General features: G+C 39.0%; 23 protein-coding genes and 1 pseudogene. 13 read left to right on the forward strand and 11 right to left on the reverse strand.

What is annotated here, in order from left to right; genetic code table 11:
• The first annotated feature begins 3 nt into the window (after positions 1–3).
• The 10 genes from MQE36_RS01075 (at position 4) to MQE36_RS01120 (ending at position 8230) form a co-directional block, all read left to right on the forward strand.
• Complete coding sequence (locus MQE36_RS01075) at positions 4–636, forward strand: NAD(P)H-dependent oxidoreductase (RefSeq protein ID WP_242937359.1); 633 nt, start codon at positions 4–6, stop codon at positions 634–636.
• Positions 637–653: 17 nt separating this feature from the next.
• Positions 654–1223: a YceI family protein gene (locus MQE36_RS01080; RefSeq protein ID WP_242937360.1), complete on the forward strand. Its 570-nt coding sequence runs from the start codon at positions 654–656 to the stop codon at positions 1221–1223.
• Between the two features lie 313 nt (positions 1224–1536).
• Entirely contained in the window at positions 1537–2937 is a 1401-nt protein-coding gene (locus tag MQE36_RS01085) for an anthranilate synthase component I family protein (RefSeq protein WP_242937361.1), read from the forward strand.
• Positions 2938–2960: 23 nt separating this feature from the next.
• A complete protein-coding gene (locus MQE36_RS01090) occupies positions 2961–3524 on the forward strand; it encodes an anthranilate synthase component II (protein ID WP_242937362.1) in 564 nt (187 codons plus the stop codon).
• An 86-nt stretch (positions 3525–3610) separates the two neighbouring features.
• Positions 3611–4606, forward strand: coding sequence for an anthranilate phosphoribosyltransferase (trpD, locus tag MQE36_RS01095; protein ID WP_242937363.1), 996 nt, complete (start codon positions 3611–3613; stop codon positions 4604–4606).
• A gap of 14 nt (positions 4607–4620) precedes the next feature.
• Positions 4621–5406: an indole-3-glycerol phosphate synthase TrpC gene (trpC, locus tag MQE36_RS01100; RefSeq protein WP_242937364.1), complete on the forward strand. Its 786-nt coding sequence runs from the start codon at positions 4621–4623 to the stop codon at positions 5404–5406.
• Complete coding sequence (locus MQE36_RS01105) at positions 5403–6056, forward strand: phosphoribosylanthranilate isomerase (protein WP_242937365.1); 654 nt, start codon at positions 5403–5405, stop codon at positions 6054–6056. Before trpC ends, MQE36_RS01105 begins: the two co-directional genes overlap by 4 nt.
• Positions 6057–6073: 17 nt before the next feature.
• Positions 6074–7255: a tryptophan synthase subunit beta gene (gene trpB, locus MQE36_RS01110; protein WP_242937366.1), complete on the forward strand. Its 1182-nt coding sequence runs from the start codon at positions 6074–6076 to the stop codon at positions 7253–7255.
• A gap of 23 nt (positions 7256–7278) precedes the next feature.
• Positions 7279–8037: a tryptophan synthase subunit alpha gene (trpA, locus tag MQE36_RS01115; RefSeq protein ID WP_242937367.1), complete on the forward strand. Its 759-nt coding sequence runs from the start codon at positions 7279–7281 to the stop codon at positions 8035–8037.
• Positions 8038–8095: 58 nt separating this feature from the next.
• Complete coding sequence (locus MQE36_RS01120; RefSeq protein WP_242938794.1) at positions 8096–8230, forward strand: 30S ribosomal protein THX; 135 nt, start codon at positions 8096–8098, stop codon at positions 8228–8230.
• Positions 8231–8321: 91 nt separating this feature from the next.
• Here the strand turns inward: MQE36_RS01120 and MQE36_RS01125 are convergent, their stop codons facing one another.
• The 6 genes from MQE36_RS01125 to MQE36_RS01150 form a co-directional block, all read right to left on the reverse strand.
• A complete protein-coding gene (locus MQE36_RS01125; RefSeq protein WP_242937368.1) occupies positions 8322–8975 on the reverse strand; it encodes a uracil-DNA glycosylase family protein in 654 nt (217 codons plus the stop codon).
• A 9-nt stretch (positions 8976–8984) separates the two neighbouring features.
• Positions 8985–9497 (reverse strand): flavodoxin family protein, encoded by a 513-nt coding sequence (locus tag MQE36_RS01130; RefSeq protein ID WP_242937369.1) that lies wholly within the window; start codon positions 9495–9497, stop codon positions 8985–8987.
• Positions 9498–9613: 116 nt separating this feature from the next.
• Positions 9614–10372: a peroxide stress protein YaaA gene (gene yaaA / locus MQE36_RS01135; protein ID WP_242937370.1), complete on the reverse strand. Its 759-nt coding sequence runs from the start codon at positions 10370–10372 to the stop codon at positions 9614–9616.
• A gap of 6 nt (positions 10373–10378) precedes the next feature.
• The gene (locus MQE36_RS01140) at positions 10379–11032 is read right to left on the reverse strand and encodes a VOC family protein (protein ID WP_242937371.1); all 654 of its coding nucleotides are present in this window, start codon (positions 11030–11032) and stop codon (positions 10379–10381) included.
• A gap of 85 nt (positions 11033–11117) precedes the next feature.
• Complete coding sequence (locus MQE36_RS01145; RefSeq protein WP_242937372.1) at positions 11118–12155, reverse strand: RluA family pseudouridine synthase; 1038 nt, start codon at positions 12153–12155, stop codon at positions 11118–11120.
• A gap of 6 nt (positions 12156–12161) precedes the next feature.
• Positions 12162–12713: a PASTA domain-containing protein gene (locus MQE36_RS01150; RefSeq protein ID WP_242937373.1), complete on the reverse strand. Its 552-nt coding sequence runs from the start codon at positions 12711–12713 to the stop codon at positions 12162–12164.
• Positions 12714–12903: 190 nt separating this feature from the next.
• Between MQE36_RS01150 and MQE36_RS01155 the strand changes: the two genes are divergently transcribed.
• Both MQE36_RS01155 and coaD read left to right on the forward strand, forming a co-directional pair.
• A complete protein-coding gene (locus MQE36_RS01155; protein WP_242937374.1) occupies positions 12904–13887 on the forward strand; it encodes a D-alanine--D-alanine ligase in 984 nt (327 codons plus the stop codon).
• Positions 13888–13896: 9 nt separating this feature from the next.
• Complete coding sequence (gene coaD, locus MQE36_RS01160; protein WP_242937375.1) at positions 13897–14358, forward strand: pantetheine-phosphate adenylyltransferase; 462 nt, start codon at positions 13897–13899, stop codon at positions 14356–14358.
• Positions 14359–14533: 175 nt separating this feature from the next.
• Here the strand turns inward: coaD and MQE36_RS01165 are convergent, their stop codons facing one another.
• Positions 14534–16360, reverse strand: coding sequence for a right-handed parallel beta-helix repeat-containing protein (locus MQE36_RS01165; protein WP_242937376.1), 1827 nt, complete (start codon positions 16358–16360; stop codon positions 14534–14536).
• Between the two features lie 156 nt (positions 16361–16516).
• Here MQE36_RS01165 and MQE36_RS01170 point away from each other — a divergent pair.
• Positions 16517–16645, forward strand: a pseudogene (locus tag MQE36_RS01170) (pantetheine-phosphate adenylyltransferase); the annotation flags it as partial.
• A gap of 190 nt (positions 16646–16835) precedes the next feature.
• Here the strand turns inward: MQE36_RS01170 and MQE36_RS01175 are convergent.
• From MQE36_RS01175 to MQE36_RS01190, 4 genes are all read right to left on the reverse strand, one after another.
• A complete protein-coding gene (locus MQE36_RS01175; protein WP_242937377.1) occupies positions 16836–18731 on the reverse strand; it encodes a SulP family inorganic anion transporter in 1896 nt (631 codons plus the stop codon).
• Between the two features lie 122 nt (positions 18732–18853).
• The gene (locus tag MQE36_RS01180; protein WP_242937378.1) at positions 18854–19858 is read right to left on the reverse strand and encodes a quinone oxidoreductase family protein; all 1005 of its coding nucleotides are present in this window, start codon (positions 19856–19858) and stop codon (positions 18854–18856) included.
• Between the two features lie 275 nt (positions 19859–20133).
• Positions 20134–20346 carry a DUF4287 domain-containing protein gene (locus MQE36_RS01185; RefSeq protein ID WP_242937379.1) on the reverse strand — a complete coding sequence of 71 codons (213 nt, stop codon included), beginning with the start codon at positions 20344–20346 and terminating at the stop codon, positions 20134–20136.
• A 5-nt stretch (positions 20347–20351) separates the two neighbouring features.
• Positions 20352–20738 carry a DoxX family protein gene (locus tag MQE36_RS01190; protein ID WP_242937380.1) on the reverse strand — a complete coding sequence of 129 codons (387 nt, stop codon included), beginning with the start codon at positions 20736–20738 and terminating at the stop codon, positions 20352–20354.
• Positions 20739–20740 lie beyond the last annotated feature (2 nt).

Consider the following 20740-nt stretch of genomic DNA (forward strand, 5'->3'; position numbering starts at 1 on the left):
AAAATGAGCACTATTATTGAAAACCTGAAATGGAGATACGCAACTAAAAAGTTCGATCCTTCAAAAAAGATAAGTGAGCAGGACCTCGAAACGCTGAAGGAGGCCATTCAATTATCGGCATCTTCCTATGGCCTGCAACCTTATCAGGTACTTATTATCGAAAACCGCGAAATCAGGGAAAAATTAAAACCGGTAGCGTGGAACCAGTCACAGGTGACAGATGCCTCTCACCTTGTCATTTTTGCCAATAACATAAACTTAGGTCCAAAAGACACAGAAGCCTACATGAACAACATAAGTAGCACCCGCAACATCCCTTCGGAAAGTCTTAACGGCTTTAGCGAAATGATTAACGGCACGATCAATAACCTGTCAGAAGACGCATTAGCTGTATGGACCTCAAAACAAACATACATAGCTTTAGGCAATCTGTTGGCTGCTGCCGCCGAACTTAAAATAGACACCTGTCCGATGGAAGGCTTCGATGCTGCTAAGTTCAATGAAATACTGGGACTTAATGAAAAAGGGCTTAACACTTCATTAATTGCCCCTATCGGCTACCGAAGTGAAGAGGACGATACTCAGAACCATATCAAAGTCAGAAAACCAAAAACAGAATTATTCACAACCATATAACAATTAAAACAAAAACAATGAGAAACTTATTTGTAGTCGCTTTAGCTTTAGTCGTGGGGACAGCTTCGGCCAATAACGTTGAAACAGAAAAAAAGGAAGTAAAGACCGAAAAGAGTACAGTTACCTGGAAAGGATACAAAGTAACCGGATCGCATGAAGGTACCGTAGCACTCAAATCGGGATATCTGGAATTTAAAGGAGATAAATTAACCGGTGGAGAGTTTGTAGTGAATATGACAACTATCGGGTCTACAGACCTCGAAGGTGAGTGGAAAACAAAATTAGACGGACACTTAAAGTCTGATGATTTCTTTGGTGTTGAAAAACATCCTGCCGCTACCCTGGTATTCAAAAAAGTGAAGGCTACCGGAAAAAACGCTTACGAAGTAACCGGTGAACTGACTATTAAAGGAATTACAAACCCCCTAACCTTTAATATTTCTGTTTATGGAAGCAAGGCTACGGCCTCGCTAAAAATAGACAGGAGCAAATACAATGTCAAATATGGCTCAGGAAGTTTCTTTGACAATTTAGGAGACAAAACCATATACGACGAGTTCGATCTGGTTGTTGATCTGCAATTCTAATCAATTAAAGGTGATTGGTTTGAAAGCTCCACCAATTCAACATAGTGGAGCTTTCTCTTTTCTAACACATTCACATTTGATTTGTTATTTTTTTTAAAACACGTTTGAAAATTAAAATTTCATTTCTATATTTGGCATCATATTCAAAAACAAGAATGAAAAATATAATAAACAATACTTGGTGGTGGATCAGCTTACGTCAGAAGTCGTGAGGGGCACCGCTATAGTATTATTTAAATCAAAATACGAAAAGGCTTGTCGGACACGACAAGCCTTTTTTCATTTTAAAAACTTTTGAAATTCATCATAAGAAATGACAACATACCAATTAAAAACGCATTACAAACAAATATTAGCCGACACCATTACTCCGGTAAGTGTCTATCTAAAAATCAGGGATCGCTACCCTAATAGCATCTTACTGGAAAGTAGCGATTATCATGCAAACGACAATAGCTTTTCATACATCTGCTTTAACCCCATAGCATCTATTAAAGTTGAAGCTGATACGATTACCAGACAATACCCTGACGGTACTTTAAAAAGAATTCCAACAGAAAGCAAGGTAAACGTTCCCCTGGCCATAGAAGAATTTGCACAACAGTTCAAAGCAGACAAAAATGGGTTTAAATTTATCAATAACGGCCTGTTTGGATATATTGCCCATGATGCGGTGAGATACTTCGAACAGGTAGAGGTAACAAAAAAAGAGGGGCACCTTGATATCCCCGACATATACTATGCCGTCTATCAGAATATCGTAGCTATCAATCATTTTAAAAATGAGGCCTATATCTTTGCTCATTGTTACGATTCAGAAAATAATATTTCTCAAATAGAGCAGCTGTTAAGTTCTAAAAATTTCGCTACTTATAACTTCCATAAAGAAGGGGAACCTGTTTCGAACCTTACCGACAATGAATATAAAGAACATGTAGCCCTGGCGAAAAAGCACTGTGCGCGCGGCGATGTATTTCAATTGGTATTGAGCAAGCGTTTCTCACAAAAGTTTAAAGGAGACGAATTTAACGTATACAGGGCCCTAAGGAGTATCAATCCTTCTCCTTACTTATTCTATTTTGATTACGGGAACTTTAAAATATTCGGAAGTTCTCCCGAAGCGCAACTGATCGTTAAAGAAAACAAAGCAGAGATCCACCCTATAGCCGGCACCTTCAAACGTACCGGTAATGACGAAAAAGATTCCGAACTGGCAAAAAAACTGGCAAAAGACGAAAAAGAAAACAGCGAACATGTAATGCTGGTAGACCTCGCCAGAAACGACCTGAGCCGCCACGGAAATCATGTCAGTGTAGACACCTACCGGGAAGTTCAGTTCTTTTCACACGTAATTCACCTGGTGTCGAAAGTAACCGCCCGGAAAAAAGCTGAAACACCGACCATGCAGGTGGTAGCCGATACATTCCCTGCAGGTACCTTAAGTGGCGCTCCCAAGCATATGGCACTACAATTAATAGACAAATACGAAACCGTGAACAGGAACTTTTATGGAGGAGCTATCGGTTTTATGGACTTTCACGGAAACTTCAATCATGCTATCATGATCAGAACATTCTTGAGTAAAAATCATGAACTGCACTATCAGGCAGGAGCCGGACTAGTCTCTGCTTCCAATCCTGAAAGTGAATTACAAGAAGTATACAATAAACTGGGAGCCCTTAACAAAGCGCTCGATATGGCCGAAAGCATTTAACAAACTACTGAACATTCATAGAAATGAAAAAAATATTAGTTATAGACAACTACGACAGCTTTACCTACAATCTGGTTCATTACCTCGAAGACCTCAATTGTGAGGTGGCCGTAATACGTAACGATCAACTTACACTGGATGAAGTTGAGCCATTTGATAAAATAGTATTGTCGCCTGGACCGGGGATACCGGATGAAGCCGGGCTGTTAAAGCCTATCATCGAAAAGTATGCTCCTACCAAAAGTATATTCGGGGTGTGCCTGGGTATGCAGGCTATCGGTGAAGTTTTCGGAGGAAAATTAATTAACCTCGATAAGGTATATCATGGCGTAGCAACAAAAGTAACAGTCACCGAAGAAGATGTTTTGTTTAAAGACCTCCCTGAAAAGTTTGAGGTTGGTCGCTACCACAGCTGGGTAGTAGACACCAACCTACCCGAAGTCTTAAAGGCAACCTCTTATGATGAGAACGGACAACTCATGTCCCTCCGTCATATCGTATATGATGTCTCGGGAGTACAATACCATCCCGAATCGGTTTTAACACCTTATGGAAAAAAAATATTGGAAAACTGGTTGAATAATTAGCCTTTGGTACTGAGCACTTAGAATACTACCTGATTCTATTGCAACGTACTCAATACTTATTACTCACATCTCAATACTGGAATAAAATGAAACAAATATTAAACAGACTCATAAACCACGAAACCATCTCGAAAGAAGAAGCTAAAAATGTGCTTGTGAATATTTCTAAAGGCGAATACAACAACAGCCAGATAGCGGCTTTCCTCACCGTTTATATGATGCGAAGTATTACCATAGAAGAACTGGAAGGATTTCGTGATGCTTTACTCGAACTATGTGTCCCGGTAGACCTGAGCGATTTTAATACGATCGACATCGTTGGCACCGGTGGCGATGGCAAAGATACGTTTAACATCTCAACGCTATCGTCTTTTGTTACTGCCGGGGCAGGGATCAAAGTAGCCAAACATGGTAACTACGGGGTATCGTCTAAATGTGGATCGAGTAACGTAATGGAATACCTCGGTATTAAATTCTCAAACGACGGAGATTTTATTAAAAGATCGGCCGACCGGGCCGGCATTACCATACTACATGCACCGCTCTTCCACCCGGCCATGAAAAATGTGGCCCCTATCCGAAGAGAACTTGCCGTTAAAACCTTCTTCAACATGCTTGGCCCAATGGTAAATCCTTCTTTTCCTAAAAATCAGCTACTGGGAGTTTTTAATTTAGAATTGGCCCGGATGTATAGCTATCTATACCAGAATACCGACAAGAATTACAACATCATCCATGCACTCGACGGCTATGATGAAATTTCGCTTACAGGCGCCACGAAAGCAATAGGGAATAAATCAGAACAAATGTTGCTGCCCGAAGATTTCAAGGTTACTACCGTTGCCCCATCTGATATATACGGAGGCGGAAGCATTGAAGAGTCGGCTAAGATTTTTGTAAACATCCTGAACGGAAATGGAACAGAAGCACAAAATAATGTTGTATGTGCCAATGCAGGAATGGCTATTGCTACGGTAAACGATATAACTCCTGTTGAAGGTTTTAACATGGCCAAAGAAAGTTTGCTCTCAGGAAAAGGATTACTCGCATTAAAAAAGCTTCAGGAACTTAGTAAAAATTAATTTAAAAACAACTGATGAATATTCTAGATCAAATAGTAAATGATAAAAGGAAGGAAGTAACCTTAAAAAAGAGCCTGATTCCAATTAATCAACTGGAAGCTTCTGTGTTGTTTGAAAGAGAAACAATTTCCCTGGCAGAAAAACTGCGAAACAGTAATACCGGCATCATTGCCGAACATAAAAGACGCTCCCCGTCGAAATCGGTTATTAACCAAAAAGTAAGTGTTTCTGAGGTAGCCAGAGGCTACGAAGCAGCAGGAGTATGCGGGATGTCTGTACTAACCGACGGCAAGTATTTTGGCGGGTCATTGGACGATTTACTGTTGGCCAGAGCTTCAGTGAACATCCCTTTACTACGGAAAGAGTTTATTATTGATGAGTATCAACTCATAGAAGCCAAAGCCTATGGGGCGGATGTAATACTGCTTATTGCCGCCATTTTAGACAGGAAAGAGATTGAATCATTATCAAAATGTGCAAAAAGTTTAGGCCTGGATGTACTTTTGGAAGTACATGATGAAGAGGAACTACATAAGTCTATTATGCCTGGTCTGGACATGCTGGGGGTTAATAACAGAAACCTGAAAACCTTTGAGGTAAGTATCGAAACCAGTAAAGAACTATCAACGTTGATTCCTGATGAATTTATAAAAGTCTCAGAAAGCGGTATCAGCGCCGTGAACCCTATTAAAGATTTACAATCCTACGGATATAAAGGATTTTTAATTGGAGAAAATTTTATGAAAACTGAAAATCCGGGACAAAGTGCCATCGATTTTATTAAAGAATTAGAAAAATGAAACTGAAAATATGTGGAATGAAATATCCGGAAAACATGATAGCTGTTGCAGACTTGCAACCAAACTATCTTGGATTCATTTTTCACGAGAAGTCGCCCAGGTTTTTAAATGACAAAATACCAACACTTCCGGACGATATTATAAAAACAGGAGTCTTTGTAAATGTATCTGAAGAATTTATCGTAAAGAAAGTTGAAGAATATAAACTAGCTGCGATCCAATTACACGGCGAAGAATCACCTGGGTTTTGTAGTGCTTTGAAAAGCAAATTGTCATCTCGGGCACAGTCGGGAGATCTCACACTTATCAAGGTATTTTCTATAAAAGATGATTTCAATTTCGATGTTTTAAAACCCTACGAGAAAATTGCTGACTATTTTTTGTTTGACACAAAAGGACAATTACCTGGTGGAAACGGATATACTTTTGATTGGTCGATATTAAAAGGCTATCCTTCCAAGACTCCTTTCTTTTTAAGTGGCGGTATCGGGATAGATGAAGTAGAAAAAATAGTTGAAATATCTAACACAGACCTGCCTGTTTATGCCATTGATGTAAACAGCAGGTTTGAAATAGCCCCGGGTCAAAAAAACATAGAACAACTAAAAGAATTCAAAAATAAATTAAGCGGTCTGCTAAAGCATCGCTAAATTGAAAACACAACGCAATGAGTTATCACGTAAACGAAAAAGGATATTACGGAGAGTTTGGAGGAGCTTTTATTCCGGAAATGTTATATCCAAATGTTGAAGAACTACGTCAACAATACTTGAAAGTAATGGAGGAGCCTTCATTTAAGAAAGAGTTCAATCAACTTTTAAAAGATTATGTAGGCAGGCCATCCCCTCTCTATTACGCAAAGAGAATGTCTGAAAAGTACGGTACAAAAATCTACTTAAAAAGAGAAGACCTCAACCATACAGGCGCACATAAAGTCAATAATACCATCGGACAAATATTGATGGCAAAACGCCTCGGTAAAACAAGGATTATTGCTGAAACAGGGGCGGGTCAACATGGTGTGGCAACTGCCACAGTGTGTGCGCTTATGGGAATCGAATGCATTGTTTATATGGGAGCGATTGATATTGCCCGTCAGGCTCCTAACGTAGCCCGTATGAAAATGCTAGGTGCCGAAGTACGACCTGCTCTTTCCGGCAGCCGCACACTGAAAGACGCTACCAACGAAGCCATTCGCGACTGGATCAATAATCCGGTAGACACACACTATATTATCGGTTCTGCCATAGGTCCACATCCATATCCGGATATGGTAACCCGTTTTCAAAGTGTAATTTCAGCAGAAATCAAAACACAACTCAAAGAAAAGGAGGATAAAGAAAACCCGGATTATGTGGTGGCATGCATTGGTGGAGGAAGTAATGCTGCGGGTACATTCTACCATTTCTTAGATGAAAAAGAAGTAGGTATTATTGCTGTTGAAGCTGCCGGTAAGGGTGTAAACTCCGGTGAAAGTGCCGCAACTTCAGTTTTGGGACACAAAGGAATCATACACGGATGTAAAACCTTATTAATGCAGACAGATGACGGACAGATCACAGAACCATACTCTATTTCAGCAGGATTGGATTACCCTGGGGTAGGACCGATGCATTCACATTTACATACAACCGGCAGAGCCGATTTTATGGCAATTACAGACGATGACGCCATGAAAGCCGGACTGGAACTATGCAAGCTGGAAGGTATTATCCCTGCCATTGAAACCAGTCATGCACTGGCCATTTTTGAACAAAGAAGATTTGAACCAAACGATATCATAGTTGTAGCACTTTCAGGAAGGGGCGATAAAGATTTAAACACGTATATTAATTATTTTGGTTTATAGTTGTTAATATTAATGATTTGGAAATGAATAGAATTCATAAAAAACTACAAGAAGAAAAAAAATTACTTTCTATATATTTTACGGCTGGATATCCTAAGCTCGAAGATACCGTACCCATTATTGAAAAACTTCAGGAAAACGGAGTCGACATGATCGAAATAGGGCTGCCTTTCAGCGACCCTCTGGCAGACGGTCCTACCATTCAGGAGAGCTCGACCGAAGCGCTGAAGAATGGAATGACAACCAAAAAACTTTTTGAACAGTTAAAGGACATCCGTAAAACAGTTCATATACCACTAATCATTATGGGTTACTTTAATCCGATGATGCAATACGGAATAGATGCATTTTGTGCCAAATGCGCCGAAATAGGTATCGACGGACTAATTATTCCGGATCTGCCGGTAGATGTTTATGAAGAAGAATACAAAGAACAGTTTGAAAAATACGGGCTTTCCAATGTTTTCTTAATAACGCCTCAAACCTCAGATGAGCGTATTCGCTTTATTGATTCTGTATCAAATGGTTTTATCTACATGGTGAGTTCTGCCAGTGTTACAGGAGCAAAAAACACATTCGGAGATGTTCAGGCTCAATACTTTGAGCGGATTCATCAATTAAATTTAAAAAATCCACAAATTGTAGGATTTGGCATCAGCAATAAAGACACGTTCGAAGCTGCCACAAAGCTTGCCAAAGGAGCAATCATAGGTTCTGCCTTCATAAAAATGCTCAATAAAAAAGGAATTGAAGGGATCCCTGATTTTGTAAAGTCTATATGATAAACTTGACATTTATGGCTTATTTCATTACATTATGCTGAATCATAAAAAGATAGTCATGGGCAAAGGAGATAAAAAAACCAAACGGGGCAAGATCAATATCGGATCTTATGGAAAATTACGCCCCAAAAGAAACAAGTTTAAAATTAAATCAGATCCTGTAAAAGCTGAAAAAGTAAATCAGAAAGCTTAATTTTATTTAAAATATTTAAACCTCAAACACCCTGAAAAAATCAGGAATCCCTCCAATTCCAATTAGAATTGATTACGAAAAACAAGGATTCTTAAAAGAATTTTGAATATTGAATAACCCTGAAGTCAAGTGTATTGGTTTCAGGGTTTTCTTTTTTCATTTGTTTATATTCCGGTAAAGCCCCTACTGCCCTGTTTGCAGCTCCGGAAGGCGATGTTAAGGATACAGTCTTAATAAGCCTTCCCATAAGTTCAAACTCATAAACACGCGGAACCTTACTCGACACCTCTTTCAATAACAGCCCTGTTTTTTTAAGGTGTTTCCTGAAAAAGTACTCCGGACCATTCTTACTGTTCCCTCCCATAAAGAGCAAGGTATCTATAGTAGTATAATCTGTTAGAATAGCAAGCATATTCCGAAGTTCGATTTGCTGCATTCCGAGATCAGAGGCATCAATACGTTCTCGATGAGCCTTCTCAACGATATCACAAATACCTATGTTGTATTTACAAAGAAATTCTTTACGTTGTTCTATGGCCTCCTGAGTTGTTTCAAACTTCAACCTTAAGTCAAAAATCCGATCCAGTATTGGCCATAAATAACCATTCCGGCTACCATAGCAAAAATCAACATCCCCTTCTTTGAACTCACCAATCGTAAATCTGGGAGGTGGCAATGTTCCGATTATTAGCTTTGTTGCCCCTTTTGGGATAAATGGCTGGTATGGATGCTGATGGATAAACAAATCTCTTTATTACGCTTTGCAAACAGTTTTAGATTCCGATATCTTTTCTGCAAAATCCTTTATCGCTTTCTCATCAACATCAGCAGATATGGTATGCAAGCCTCCCAGGTACCCCATTCCTAAATATTCAGCTGTCTTTGCAAAAGGCAACCAAAAATCATCATCTAAATTATCTCCATTCGAAGAACTTATAACAGCCATTTGTTTCCCCTTTAATTGACGCCCCAGATCCTTTTCTATTTTTATCAAATCTGTCATCCTGTCAAAAAACATCTTCATAATGCCGCTCATAGAATACCAATAAACGGGGGTCGCAAATATCAACATATCGTAATTTGCTGTTATCTCCCGCATCAAGGGAATAAATTCGTCATTCCTGTTTTGGTGTTCGTAATCAAAATGACTGAAAGTATAATCATTTAAATTGAGCACATCACTGTTTGTGTACCCAGCTAGTCTGGCAGCAACTTCATTAGTGTTTCCATTATTTCTGGCACTCCCTACTATGATCAATTTCTTCATATTAATGTTGCTTTGTTATTTTCTACTGTCAGGTTTTAAAGCCTGAAAGTCCTGCATGATGAACCTCCGTTTATCCTTCCTGCCTCACACTGCCGGCTTCGTACTTTTTTAATAAGCTACCTGATGAAAACCAATTCTTTGTCTGTTGACATTTCTTCACTAAACCCATAGCCTTCATAATTAAAACCTTTTACCTCATCTATGGTATTTACATTATGATCTACAATATAGCGTGTCATATAACCACGAGCCAGCTTGGCAAAGGTCATTATGGTTTTATATTCGCCATTTTTGAAGTCTTTAAAGCTGGCAGTGAGTACAGGCACTTTTAAGGCTTTTGTATCAATTGCTTTAAAGTATTCATTACTCGCAAGATTCAGAAACAGTTCGCCTTCCTCCAATTCATTATTCAGTGCCTGAGTCACTTTTTTCTTCCAGAATTCGTACAGGTTCTTATTTTTTCCCACCGGAAATTTAGTTCCCATTTCTAATCGGTATGGCTGAATAAGATCTAAAGGTTTTAGCATGCCGTAAAGCCCCGATATAATACGAACCGTGTTCTGTAACTTACCCATTTTTTCCTCAGGGATATTATACGCATCAAGCCCTCTATATACATCTCCGCTAAAAGCGTATACAGCCTGGCGTGCATTTTCCGGTGAAAAGGGTAAACTCCACTCCTGATTCCGTTCATAATTCAGTTGTCCCAGGTTATCCGAAATACTCATGAGCCTGGATAAACTCTTAGCCGATTTCTTTTTCAATAGTTTATTGATACGTTCCGCTTCCGTTAAAAAACAAGCTTCTGTATTAAGCGTAGTAGGTAATTTAGACTCAAAATCTAAAGATTTAGCAGGTGATATAACTAGTTTCATACGATATTATTTCTGTATTATTATTTTTCCGTTTTTATATATAAAATTATAGTCGCCCCTTACTTCCAGGTCAGTGAATAATACTTCATCTCCCGTCGGAAACCATTTTTTTTCATTCTTATTGACTAATATAAACAATCCTTCTTCATTACCTGCTGCACAAAATCTGGCAAAACTCCCATCATACACCGGCAGCTTTTTTGTCAGGTTTAAAGCATTGTAAACCCTCTCAATGTCTGTTGTTGCTATGCCGACCTCACTGATATTAATGACGCTCTCTATAGAAAACCCTGTTTCTTCTTTAATCTCCAGGTTCCTCCTGGCTATAAATTCAACTATATTCTTATCTGCATCATAAAAATACAGAGCCCTTGCATTCCAACCTGAAAAATCAATAATGTCATTATTCTCAAAAGGCAATAACTCAACACGCTGCTTAAGCCACTCCAGGGCATACTGTTCTGTATATGGAGGTATGTTAAAAGCAAAATGCCCGGGTACGGCAGTATTCCTTTTCAAAAAACTGAGGGTACTTTCTCCTGTCTGAAACGAAATTTTTTCATTAGAGTTAACGAGAAGAGGGAATCCCAGCGTCTTATGATAAAAAGTCCGCTGCTCTTCCATATTCGGTGTATATAATATGAGTTCTTTTACCTTCATTTTTACTTGAAGATAAAATTAACACTCATACATGGTATCCGGAAGTATTTTATGAACTATTATCCTATACGATAATAATCATTTTCTATTCAAGATCTTTATGTCTGGCATAATTACGCCATTTGTCCAGGCATTCGACCATATCGGCCGGGAGTTCTGAATCAAACCTTAAAAACGCTCCCGTTTCAGGGTGTTCAAAACCGAGTGTTTTGGCATGTAGCGCTTGTCGGGGAAGTACCTTAAAACAATTTTCAACAAACTGCTTGTATTTGGTAAAGGAAGTCCCTTTCAATATCTTATCCCCTCCATAACGTGCATCGTTAAACAAGGTATGCCCTATATGTTTCATATGTACGCGGATCTGGTGGGTACGGCCGGTTTCCAATTTACAGGACACCAATGTAACATAACCCAGTCGCTCCGTAACTTTATAATGGGTAACCGCTTCTTTACCATGGCTGCCGTCTGTAAAAACGTCCATCTGTAAACGGTTCTTATGATGACGTCCGATATGCCCTTCTACAGTACCTTCCTCTTCTTCTATATTCCCCCAAACGAGGGCTGCATATTCCCGTTCACTTGTCTTTTCAGCAAATTGGTTCGATAAATGGTTCAAGGCATGTTCGGTTTTAGCAATAACCAGTAAGCCCGTAGTATCCTTATCGATCCGGTGTACTAGCCCCGGACGGTTATCGCTGTTATTGGGCAGGTTGTCAAAATGGTATACCAATGCATTAATCAGGGTTCCTGAATAATTACCATGACCAGGATGTACCACCATTCCTGCCGGCTTATTAATAACCAGTAAAGTATCGTCTTCATATACGATATCAAGAGGAATATTCTCAGGTGTCAGTAAATGCTCATAAGGCGGATACTCAAACAACACCTTTACCACGTCGTTGGCTTTCACTTTGTAGTTCTGCTTTACCGGTTTGCCATTTACATGAATGTTACCGTTCTTGGCCGCTTGCTGAATTTTATTTCTTGTAGCATTCTCAATAAAATTCATTAAAAATTTATCGACCCTTAAAGGATTTGAAAGTTTCCCCGCATCAAAGCTATAATGCTCGTATAACTCATCGTCCTGACTGTCTATTTCATTTTGATCTTCAGCGCTCATCTAAATTTATTTATTACCGTTACCGCAGATCAAGTCTATCTTCGATGTCTTGGGAAGCAATGTTCCCGGCTCAATCTCTTTCCCCTCAAATTTAATTCCAAGTACCATATCCTTACCTATATTATCGACATAAGTTACCTCTCCGACTTCCAGGCCGACAGCTTTTATAATTGAGGTAGCAGTACGAAGGGTTTCCTGAACTACTTTCGGCACACTTACCTTTCGATATCCGGATGGGTTTATAGTCAGGTAGATCTTTCTGCCTTCTTTTACCTTATTGCCTGCCGGCGGATTCTGCTCAATTACAGACTTGGTCGGAAACGAAGGATTGTAATTTGTAGAATCTAAAACAAGATAATTAAGCTTTACTTTTTCTAATGTCATTTGCACCTCATTGATGGTTTTCTTAGAAAGATCAGGAACCTCAATATACTCGCCATGATTCGTCGATATTTTTAACCATTGCATTATTCCAAAAACTACCACCACCAGAACTATCAAGGCTAACAGTAATTGTTTTAAAAACGTTTTACTGACAACAAACTTTATTAAACCCATACTATTAATTTAAAAGGCACACGAAGATAAACTTTTTTATTCGGCACTTCTTGTTACAGAATGCAAATTTGTAAAATTTAGTCTACATATCTTAACTTTCATATAGGAAATATAGAAAACTATATCCCATTGAACAGTTACAACAATAAATTGATATTTTTGTTTAACGTATTTTTAATTGTTTTGGTACATGCAAAAGAATATAGCCATCATCATGGGCGGTTACTCAAGCGAGTATATCATATCACTTCAAAGCGGCGAAGTAGTTCACAACTATTTGAATAAAGAGAAATACAAGCCCTACAAAATACACATCTTTAAAGAAAAGTGGGTTTATGTAGATGCGGATAATAATGAAACTCCTGTCGACAGAAATGACTTTTCCATCACGTTAAATGAACACAAAATCTATTTTGACTGTGTTTTCAATGCCATACATGGCTCTCCGGGAGAAGATGGGTATATGCAGGCCTATTTTGAATTATTGAAAATTCCGATTACCGGTTGCGGATTCTACCAGTCGGCACTGACATTCAACAAACGCGACCTGCTATCGGTTCTAAAACCATACGGGATTAAATCTGCCACTTCTTATTATTTAAATCAGGGAGATGAAGTCCGGGAAAATGAGATCATAACAAAAGTGGGGCTTCCATGCTTTGTCAAAGCCAATAAGGCGGGAAGCAGTTTTGGAGTATCCAAAGTAACAACCCGGGAAGAATTGATTCCGGCAATTGAAACAGCCTACAACGAAGACGATGAAATCATTATCGAATCCTTTTTAGATGGTACCGAAGTTTCTGTGGGGGTTATTACCTATAAAGGAAATGTTAAAGTACTCCCCATTACTGAAATCGTTTCTGAAAACGAGTTTTTTGATTATGAAGCCAAATATCTGGGGAAATCCCAGGAGATTACACCCGCCGGAATTCCGGATGAATGGACACAAAAAGTGAGTGAGGTTGCTGAAAAAGTATACCGGATACTTAAAATGAAAGGTTTTAGCAGAAGTGAGTATATTTTTGTTGATGGTGAGCCTCATTTACTGGAGGTTAACACCACCCCCGGTTTAACAGAAGCCAGCATCCTGCCACAACAGGCACAACAGGCAGGAATAAGCCTATCGATGCTTTTTGAAAATGCTATTGAAGAAGCTTTAAATCAAAAATTGTAAATTTACCTGATGAGAAGAGCTGTTTTCCCAGGATCTTTCGATCCCATTACCCTAGGGCATTATGATATTATCATGAGAGGTGTTTCTCTTTTTGATGAACTCGTTATTGCCGTAGGAATAAATGCCGACAAAAAATATATGTTTTCTCTTGAAAAAAGAAAACAATTCATAGCAGAAGCTTTTAAGAATGAGCCTAAAATAAAAGTAATGACCTACGAAGGGTTAACGGTAGATTTCTGTAAAAAGATCAACGCCCAATTTATTTTAAGGGGATTACGAAATCCGGCAGATTTTGAATTTGAAAAAGCCATCGCTCATACAAATCGTAAACTCTCTGAAATTGAGACCGTGTTCTTATTGACTTCTTCCGGGAAATCTTATATCAGCTCATCGATCGTTCGAGATGTTATCCGCAACGGAGGTGATTATACTGGACTCGTTCCCGATACCGTTCACTTAAAAAACGAATAACACACATAAGTAAAACCTAAAAAACATTTCGACGCAAGTCCCATGAAATTCCGTCAGGACTATTTCACAAGGACAAGTCCGCCTGAATGGACACGGGCAGGCGTAGGAGCATTTAAATCTCGATGATCGAGTAAAAAACAAAGGCAGTCGGTGAAGAGCACTGCCTTTACTTTTTTTACTTTACGATCAAATCTTCTTCTTCATTATAACCGCCTTCAAATTCGTTATTATCTATAGTGAAGTCGACAACGCTCTCAAATAAGAACTTTGCCTTATTCCAGTGAAATGGATGGTAAGCAGTGTTCATATCTATTACATTGTTCCTAAAAGTCAGTCCTTTAACTGACTTTGCATAAAGAATCGGGCTATCAAAAGTTTCAAAATAATTGTCTTCAATAATTATCTCATCCCCATGAAAATAATTCTCCTGCTCATTTAAATTTGGAATCTCCGGATAAATGGAAATTACAGCATTAGTGAATTGATAATAACTGGTAAGTGCATTGATAAACTTATTATTCCTGATGATAACATTGGTACAAGACCCGGTTTCATACCAACCATTACAATCACCACACAACAATATCGCAGTACCCGATGTATGGTCGAAAGTGTTATTTTCAGCTATGGTTTTTAAAGGCGTACTAAATAATGCACCCCGGGCCCTGTTATTGCGAACAATGTTATCCGAAAACACAACCTCTGGTGTCCATTCGAGGTTCTCAATACCAAACGCTTCTGTTTCGGTAATTTCCTGAGGGATTGGCTCTTTAAATTCAATTCGAAATTCTTTCGCCCCCAGATTCGTCTTGCTGTCTACAGGCTTTATGGTTGCGATGGTAGCCTTTTTACTCAACAAATCCATCGTATTTGCTTTTACAAACTGTACCTGGTCTCCCGGATATCCCCAATCAAAACCCCAGGCTTGCGAATGCATATAACGGGCATGTACCACCTTTTCAGAGACTCTTTTAGTCACCTTCAAATAAGTTCCGTGTACATTAATGGCATCATCCATCATATTTTCATACAACCCGTTTTTAGATCTGATTACACCTTTGCATCCGGAAAAATGTGTAGCATCTGCCTGGGTCGTAAAATACCTCGGATCATCAGCCCCTTTTAAAGCCACATTAAAATTATTGAGACTGATATGCGCTGTCATTTGAGCTAACAATCCCATTCCCTCTGCGTAATGTACCGTCACTCCTTCTAAAGCCACATTTTGGCTATATTGCACAAAAATTCCCGGCGCAGGGCGATTCCATGTCCGCATAACCACCACAGTTCCCGGAACTAACCGCTTATCATCCCAGGGAGCCTTGATTATATGTGGTGCAACTTCAGCAACACCCTTCACTCCTAGCCGGATATCGCCTGTTTGATAAACAATTCTACGTGTATCTTTTTCAAAAGCAATCCCGGATGTAGGAGTATGCTCCCATCCCCTTCCTTTGGTTATTAACACACTATCTTTTACATCATAAGATACCCAGGGCGCTAGTTCGTATGTAATGGTTTTATTGATGGAGTCGTTTTTTACTATAGTTGCCTGTGCAATGTGTGGATTTTCAAAATCTATAGAAAAATTTCTTAAGGTAATACTATCACATTCCGAGATAGCCATTGGTAACATTCTTCCATGAAATATAAATGTTGAATTTCCTCCGTCGAAGGTTACATTCTTCAAACCATCAAAATTAAAACCAGTACTTCTCGTCTTTACCTGGTCGTGATTCGAAATAAAATACAGGGTCGTATCAGCTTCTTCAGGAAAAAACTCATAACGTCCTTTATCAAAATTTACTACCACTTCCTTTCCGGATGCAGAGGCCTGTGCTATTTCTTTCAAGGCATTCGCCAAAGGAAGTGAATTATCAAAACCGGGTTCGGGCTTCAGACCGAAATCACTCATATTGAACACTTGCATTTTACTGCATGAAATAAAGAGGAATACCGGCAACAGTAGTGTCGAAACCAATGAAGTTTTTACTAGGCGCATAATATACGGATTACTTATAATTGATCTTTAGCACTTACAAACCTAAGGAATTACAAAAGCATCACGGAACATAGCAGACTAGTTTTTTTTAAGAAAAGAAACATTCAAATGAAAATTTCCCGCTCAATAAACCTTAAGTACCTCCCGATAACAAAAGAGACCGTATTTTTATTGACTTCTTCCGGGAAATCTTATATCAGCTCATCGATCGTTCGAGATGTTATCCGCAACGGAGGTGATTATACGGGACTCGTTCCTGATACCGTTCACTTAAAAAACGAATAACACACATAAGTAAAACCTAAAAAACATTTCGACGCAAGTCCCATGAAATTCCGTCAGGACTATTTCACAAGGACAAGTCCGCCTGAATGGATACGGGCAGGCGTGGGAGCATTTAAATCTCGATGATCGAGTAAAAAACAAAGGCAGTCGGTGAAGAGCACTGCCTTTACTTTTTTTACTTTAAGCTCTTTTACAAAAGTTTATATTCCGAAAGCGACTTAGGAAATTCTTCCGGATTAGCTGCCAAATGATAACGCGGGTCGTCTATGGCCTCTATTACCACCTCCCTGAATTTAGGGCTTGCTTTATAAAGTAGTGCCTTACAGTCTTTACTTAAATGCTTTAATTTTATCGATTTCCCGGCTGCCTCGTATTTTTCTACCAATGTAAAGATAGCCTCCAGAGCCGAATGATCACTGACTCTCGATTCAACAAAATCAATTTCAACATGATCAGGATCGTTTTTCACATCAAACTTGCTGTTAAAAGCCTGGATACTCCCGAAGAATAAAGGCCCCCATATTTCGTATATTTTTGTACCGTCTTCTTTAAAGCGTTTTCTGGCTCTGATTTTCTTTGCATTCTCCCATGCAAAAACCAATGCCGAAATAATAACCCCAACAAATACGGCAATGGCCAAATCGAAAATCACAGTCACCGCAGATACTATAATCAATACAATCGCATCTGATTTCGGAATCTTATTCATAATTCTAAAACTAGACCATGCAAATGTGTCAATCACCATCATGAACATTACTCCTACCAAAGCAGCTATAGGCACCTGTTCAATATATTTGTCAGCAAATAAAATAAAGATCAATAAAGTAACTGCCATCATAACTCCTGATAAACGACCTCTACCGCCGGCATTAATGTTAATTACAGTTTGACCAATCATTCCGCAACCACCGGTACCTCCGAATAATCCACTCAACATGTTTCCTGCTCCCTGTGCCACACATTCCTTATTTCCATTCCCCCTGGTTTCTGTCAATTCATCTACCAGGTTCATTGTCATTAAAGTTTCGATCAATCCCACCGAAGCCGCTAAAAAAGCATAAGGTGCTATAAATTTTAAAGTATCCAGGTTGAAAGGCAGATTGCTCCAAAGTTCGGCCAGGTTCATCTTTTTAGAAATCTCATCAAATCCGTTCAAACCGGCTCCACCACCATCTCTGATAAAATCTCCTACATTAATGGATTCCATGCCTCCGAAAATTGACACAAATGTTACTATTAAAATAGCTGTTAATGCTGCAGGTACTTTGGTTGTTAATTTAGGCAGCAACCATATGATCAGCATCGTTAATAATACAAGTCCGACCATCGTGTATAACTTTGTTCCTTGCAGGGCAGATTTTACGACGCCACTATCTTTTACCGAATAAAATCCGCCATTCTCTATATTATAAACTACCTTTTTTGTTTTGGCATCAAAAACTTGCGTATCAGACTTTACAAAAACCTCCTGATTAGTTTTATTGTTGATAATTGAATTTCCCTTGACTGAAAACAATGCAGCCCCTGAAACGATATCTTGCACCTCGTTATCTGCTATTTTATACACCAACTCTTTAGATTCGGTTTTACGCATATTCTGTCCGAAAATATCCTTCTTATTTTCTTTGAACATTCCTAACTGCGCTATAAAAATAACTACTGCCAAACCATTTACGAACCCCATCATTACCGGATGTGGAATTAACCTTACCAACTTTCCCAGCTTTAATATCCCTGCCAGTACTTGAATCCCCCCCATCAGAACCACGGCGGCCAATAAATAGAAGTACCCCATATTTTCAACAGGCGTATCAAACAACAGCCCTTTTGCATGCCCTTCTTGTATCATGTTTACAAAAATTACAGCTACGGCTCCTGCTGCTCCTGAAATCAACCCGGGCCTGCCGCCAAAAATTGCTGAAACAATACCTACTACAAAAGCTCCAAACAATGCTACAATAGGACTAATTTGAGCCACAAAAGCAAAAGCTACTACTTCTGGTATCATTGCCAGTGACACAGTTATACCTGCTAACGAATCGTCTTTTGCATTTGGCATTATTTTCCTAATAAACTCAGTCATAACGGGTTATTTTTAAAGGGGGCAAAAATACTATTTATAGAACTCCCGACAAAATAATACCTTTATCAAAAAGTTATCATTGAAAATTGTGAAACAAACATACACTACCCTTCAAAACCGGTTCAGTCAACAGACATTATCAGCTTTTTCCCTTTTGTCTGATTATTTTCCATTAACCGGTGAGCCTTCTGTACCGTTTCCACCCCCAGGCTACCAACCACATTGATAGCTGTCGGACTAATGATATGGTTCTTCACTTTATCAAAAAGCTCCCCCAGTGCATTTCCATAGTATTCAAGTGGCTCAGAACCCGCCTTTAAGGTAGGTGCATAATTAGCAATGTTTACAACGGTTGTCGCCTTGTCAAACAACAGTTCCTTAGCACTATCGGTCGCTAGAAATGTTACATCAATATAAGTCCCGAAAACATCGACAAGTTTGGCACATATTTCAGAGATTTTTCCTCCGACCAGATCGATTACATATTCAAAGTACCCGACCCTTTCTTTCAGTACTTTGATGATATCCTCCTCCTTATAATTGATAATCCTGCTTTCATTTAATCCGATATTTTTCAGGTGTTCAATACTTTCATGGTTACCGGCAGTGGTATAAACATTTGCATTTCCATTCGCTAATAATAATTTTATAAGGACGGTTCCAACACCGCCTGCCCCTCCCGCTATAAAAACCGGTTTTTCTTTTGGGACCATCACTCTATTGAAACACTGTAGGGCTGTCATCCCGACCATTGGCATGGCTGCGGCCTGCTCAAAAGTTAAACCAGGAGGATTTTTAGCGATCAATTTGGAAGGAACACTTATATACTCAGCATATGTTCCGTTAGAAGCCAGGCTTCCCACATAGGCAGAAACCTTGTCTCCGATTGCAAACGAATTTACATTTTTCCCCAGCCTGACGATCTCTCCCGATAATTCTCTTCCCAAAACCGGAGACTTCAATAGTTTACTTTCAGTAGCCCCAAGCCGCATTTGATAATCAATAGGATTAAATGCTACTGCTCTTATTTTAATAAGCACCTCATTCTCGTTCACTATTGGTTTGTCCAGATTAACCAGTTTAAAATTTTCTGTTCCTCCGAAATCTTGTAGGGTTATTGCCTTCAATGGATATAATTTTTTAAAAATCCCGGGAACTCTCTTTCTGTTATTGTTCTTCGAGAAGAGAGTGCCGGGAAATTAAACATGTTTTACGTTCTTTTTTGTACGATCGCTTTAATAAATCATAGCGCTTATAAGCACTGCACAAGTTAGTAAAATATCATACAGAAACCATATTCATAAACAGGTACAGGATCAGGGTTTTAGGCTCTTCCGGGCTTATATACTCCTTAGAATCCACACGACAAACAGGTAATCTCCCTGTCTTTTGGTGTGTCAGCTTATTTGGTTTTTCCCTTGAATGTAGCATAGATTGCCATAGCATGTCCATGCCCGAGTTTAAACTCATCTTTCAGCCAATTGGTGACCTGCGTTGCTTTTACAACTAATTCTCCGTTTCGTAAAAATCCTTTTTCCGCTGCCAATTTCCTGAAATCGTCAGGGGATTTTCCTGTTTTACTTTTTATATTGTCTATATAAGCCTGGAATGACATAAGATTTAGTTTCTATTTGGTACAACTGAATTTATTTTGTGATAATTAATATAGGATACAGCTAAAATTGCCATAATGATCAACGGAAAAAAAGACTGAAACCCTATCCCATCTACTGCGAAATGACTAATAGCAGCAAATACAAGATTATAGGTCAACCCGGCATACGCCCATTCTTTTAGCCTGGGGTGCAACTTTGGGATCATCAGGGCAGCAGCTCCCATGACCTTAAATATGATCAATGCCACAGCAAAATAATCCGGGTACCCCAATGGCTTCGTGCCCGCATTCATATACTCTTGCGCAAACAACAAGGTACTTAACGGCATTAGTCCTTCAAACAAAAAGATAAAGGCTGTAGTTAACCAAAAAATGATTTTGTACTTTTTCATGT

It is taken from the genome of Zhouia spongiae (assembly GCF_022760175.1).
In the GTDB taxonomy this organism is placed as follows: Bacteria; Bacteroidota; Bacteroidia; order Flavobacteriales; family Flavobacteriaceae; genus Zhouia; species Zhouia spongiae.

Bases quoted from the DNA above. Each gene is read 5' to 3' on its own strand.
- MQE36_RS01075 (WP_242937359.1), top strand. From the start codon at position 4: ATGAGCACTATTATTGAAAACCTGAAATGGAGATACGCAACTAAAAAG.
- MQE36_RS01080 (WP_242937360.1), top strand. From the start codon at position 654: ATGAGAAACTTATTTGTAGTCGCTTTAGCTTTAGTCGTGGGGACAGCT.
- MQE36_RS01085 (WP_242937361.1), top strand. From the start codon at position 1,537: ATGACAACATACCAATTAAAAACGCATTACAAACAAATATTAGCCGAC.
- MQE36_RS01090 (WP_242937362.1), top strand. From the start codon at position 2,961: ATGAAAAAAATATTAGTTATAGACAACTACGACAGCTTTACCTACAAT.
- trpD (WP_242937363.1), top strand. From the start codon at position 3,611: ATGAAACAAATATTAAACAGACTCATAAACCACGAAACCATCTCGAAA.
- trpC (WP_242937364.1), top strand. From the start codon at position 4,621: ATGAATATTCTAGATCAAATAGTAAATGATAAAAGGAAGGAAGTAACC.
- MQE36_RS01105 (WP_242937365.1), top strand. From the start codon at position 5,403: ATGAAACTGAAAATATGTGGAATGAAATATCCGGAAAACATGATAGCT.
- trpB (WP_242937366.1), top strand. From the start codon at position 6,074: ATGAGTTATCACGTAAACGAAAAAGGATATTACGGAGAGTTTGGAGGA.
- trpA (WP_242937367.1), top strand. From the start codon at position 7,279: ATGAATAGAATTCATAAAAAACTACAAGAAGAAAAAAAATTACTTTCT.
- MQE36_RS01120 (WP_242938794.1), top strand. From the start codon at position 8,096: ATGGGCAAAGGAGATAAAAAAACCAAACGGGGCAAGATCAATATCGGA.
- MQE36_RS01130 (WP_242937369.1), bottom strand. From the start codon at position 9,497: ATGAAGAAATTGATCATAGTAGGGAGTGCCAGAAATAATGGAAACACT.
- yaaA (WP_242937370.1), bottom strand. From the start codon at position 10,372: ATGAAACTAGTTATATCACCTGCTAAATCTTTAGATTTTGAGTCTAAA.
- MQE36_RS01140 (WP_242937371.1), bottom strand. From the start codon at position 11,032: ATGAAGGTAAAAGAACTCATATTATATACACCGAATATGGAAGAGCAG.
- MQE36_RS01145 (WP_242937372.1), bottom strand. From the start codon at position 12,155: ATGAGCGCTGAAGATCAAAATGAAATAGACAGTCAGGACGATGAGTTA.
- MQE36_RS01150 (WP_242937373.1), bottom strand. From the start codon at position 12,713: ATGGGTTTAATAAAGTTTGTTGTCAGTAAAACGTTTTTAAAACAATTA.
- MQE36_RS01155 (WP_242937374.1), top strand. From the start codon at position 12,904: ATGCAAAAGAATATAGCCATCATCATGGGCGGTTACTCAAGCGAGTAT.
- coaD (WP_242937375.1), top strand. From the start codon at position 13,897: ATGAGAAGAGCTGTTTTCCCAGGATCTTTCGATCCCATTACCCTAGGG.
- MQE36_RS01165 (WP_242937376.1), bottom strand. From the start codon at position 16,360: ATGCGCCTAGTAAAAACTTCATTGGTTTCGACACTACTGTTGCCGGTA.
- MQE36_RS01175 (WP_242937377.1), bottom strand. From the start codon at position 18,731: ATGACTGAGTTTATTAGGAAAATAATGCCAAATGCAAAAGACGATTCG.
- MQE36_RS01185 (WP_242937379.1), bottom strand. From the start codon at position 20,346: ATGTCATTCCAGGCTTATATAGACAATATAAAAAGTAAAACAGGAAAA.
- MQE36_RS01190 (WP_242937380.1), bottom strand. From the start codon at position 20,738: ATGAAAAAGTACAAAATCATTTTTTGGTTAACTACAGCCTTTATCTTT.